This is a genomic window from Bacillota bacterium, from assembly GCA_040754675.1.
GTDB lineage: Bacteria > Bacillota > Limnochordia > Limnochordales > Geochordaceae > Geochorda.
Genome location: JBFMCJ010000512.1, coordinates 1 through 2,847, shown reverse-complemented (window position 1 = coordinate 2,847; position 2,847 = coordinate 1). Strand labels below are relative to the sequence as shown.

Sequence of the window (2,847 nt, the reverse complement as noted above, 5' to 3'; positions counted from 1 at the left end):
GAGGGCGGCGCTGCCAGGAGGGTAGCGGAGAGGGTGCGGGCAGGCGAGTGTGATCTCAGCATCCTTGACCGCATTTGCGAGCAGTATACTCAGGCCGTTGCCAGGAAAGGTCCTGGCAACACGGCGGCCAAGCGTTACCGCTCGCTAACGCGTCTAAATAAGCTGTTTCATGACAGCGTACTGGAGTTGAGCGGGTGTAGTAGGCTTCAAGATCTGATGCGCACGCAGTGGCCACTTTTTGATCGTCTGACCCTGAGGTTTGCCTTGCTGCCCGAGGCCGAACGGCTTGTGCAGGAACACAGGGGAATTGTGGAGGTGATGCGTGCGGGGATGGCAGAGGAGGCAGAGGCAAAGATGCGCGAGCACATTGTCCGTGCAGGGGAAGCGGTGGTGCGTTACTGGGGAGGTGAGAGTGGTGGAACTGGAGGAAAGGGTGTTGTCGCAACTCGATGAGGACTACACGGTGGATCTCCTCAAGCGGCTGATAAGGATTCCCAGCATCTTTCCGCCTCAGGGTAAGGACGCCATGCGAGAGATCGCGAGCCTCATCAAGTCCGAAATGGAACGTCACGACCTCTCCGTGCTGGAAGCCGGGGACGAGGGAGACACCTGGGTACGGCCCAACGTGGTCGGGACGCTTCCCGGTGAAGTCGGCACCCCTGTTCTTCTGCTGGATGCCCACACCGATGTGGTTCCCGTCTACGACAGGGGGAAGTGGACCCACGACCCGTTTGGGGCGGAGATTGTGGACGGCAAAGTATACGGTCGCGGTGCTGCGGACACCAAGGGTAGCCTGGCGGCGATGATGGCTGCGGTGTTCGCGGTGGCGCGGTCCGGACTGAAGTTGAAGGGAACGGTCCGTCTGGTAGCTTGGGCTGGTGATGAGTGGCATCCGCCCGAGTCACCGTACTTCAACGGCATGACTTATTTGGCCCGCAACGGACTGGTCAAGGGAGACATGGCCATATTTGGTGAGCCGTACGATTTGAAGATTACGTACACTTCGCGGGGCCGAGTTTGGGTCAAGTTCCTGGTTGGCGGCGAAGCCACTCACTCTGCGACCGGTAAGGGCATAAACGCCATTCGGAAGGCGGCGGCACTCATTGAGGACATTTACAGCGTGCCGCTCGGCGTGCACCCGGTGATGGGGAAGGACAGCATCAATGTGGGGACCATCCGCGGGGGAAACCAACCCAACATGGTGCCGGATTGGTGTGAATTCCATTTCGACATCAGGTTCGCCCCCCCTCTGTCGGTGGAAGAGGTGTACGAGCGTGTGGCAGCCAAGGTGCGTCGGCGGCAGGAGCAGGATCCCGAGTTCATCCTAAAGTCCATGAAAATCACGGAAAGGCGGGAGCCGCTGGAATTCCCGCCCGACTCCGATCTGTGCCAGGCGCTAAAGCGAGCGGGAAAGGCGATAGGGGTAGATTTGCAACTGGGAGGCGCGGTATCGTTCGGCGACGTGGCGGACTGGAAGGACCAGGTTGGCATCAAGGCCGCCTGCCTCTTTGGTCCTGGGGAAACCAAGCAGGCTCATGCGGTCGACGAACACATTCGCATCGCCGACCTGTTGACGGCGGCGAAAGTGTATGCACTCACCATTGCCTACCTGTGCGGCGGTCAGGGCTAGGTGGCCCGGCGCGCCATAAGCGGAGGGAGGGAGGAAGACGTGAGGAGCAGGGGTTTTTGGCGCATGACGTGGGTGCTCGCCCTAGGCCTCCTGCTTGTGCTGGGGTGCGCAGCGAAGCAGCCTGCTGCGCCGAGTAGTGCGGGGCCAAAGTACGGGGGTCGGCTGAAGGTAGCCATGGGGACCAGCATCCCCATATTCGACTCCGCGTATGCATCCGGCATGGCCAACCTGGGCATTATCGACCTCGTCAGTGAGACGCTGACAAAGATCAACTCGGATACCGGCGAGGTCATGCCCTACCTAGCCGAAAGTTGGACAGCGGAGGGTAATGTCTGGACGATCAAGCTTCGTAAGGGAGTGAAGTTCACTGACGGCACGCCCTTTGACGCGGCAGCGGTGAAGTTCAACATCGAGCGCATGCTGGATCCGGCCACCAAGGCCCTCACCCGGAGCACCTGGACGATGATCAAGTCGGTGGATGTGGTTGACCCGCACACGGTGAGAATCACCACGCACGAGCCCTTCGGACCGTTGATGGCCCAGTTGAGCTACGCGCCTATGGGGATGAACAGCCCCACCCAGGTCCAGAAGCTGGGTAATGAGAATTACCACACGGCTCCGGTAGGTACTGGGCCATTCAAGTATGTTGAACACATTAAGGGTGACCACACGCTACTCAGCAGGAATGACGAATATTGGGGAGGTAAGCCCTATCTCGACGAGGTATATGTGAAGCCCATCCCGGAGGCGGGGGCGAGGGTGATGGCCCTCGAGTCGGGGGAAGTGGATGTGGTGTTCAACGTCCCGCCCCGCGACGTGCCCAGGCTGGAGCAGAATCCCAAGATCAGGGTGATCCAGCCTCCGGCCCAGAGAACCATGCACGTGGGCATCAACGTCACCAGGGGTCCCCTGAAGGACAAGAGGGTGCGTCAGGCCCTCAACTATGCAGTGGACAAGCAAGCCATCGTGGACAACATCTTTCTGGGCAAGACGTACGTCTCGGACGCACCGGTGGCGAAGAACGTGTTCGGCTACCATTCCACGCGTGTATACAATTATGACCCCGAGAAGGCAAAGGCCTTGCTCAAGGAGGCTGGGTACCCGAACGGTTTCAGCGTTACGCTCACCTACTCGCCGGGGCGCTTCCTGATGACCGAGGAGGTCGTGCAAGCCATCCAGAACGACTTGGCCAAAGTGGGGGTCAAGGTCACCCTCCA

At 60.0% G+C, this 2,847-nt stretch carries 3 protein-coding genes; all 3 read left to right on the top strand.

The features are described 5' to 3' along the window. A partial coding sequence (locus AB1609_19965; GenBank protein ID MEW6048719.1) for an FCD domain-containing protein occupies positions 1-453 on the top strand: 453 nt, incomplete at its 5' end. Next, a complete protein-coding gene (locus tag AB1609_19960; GenBank protein ID MEW6048718.1) occupies positions 416-1,630 on the top strand; it encodes a M20 family metallopeptidase in 1,215 nt (404 codons plus the stop codon). The genes AB1609_19965 and AB1609_19960, both read left to right, overlap by 38 nt. Before the next feature lie 63 nt (positions 1,631-1,693). Continuing rightward, positions 1,694-2,847, top strand: a 1,154-nt coding sequence (locus AB1609_19955; protein MEW6048717.1) for an ABC transporter substrate-binding protein, incomplete at its 3' end; no start/stop codon positions are given.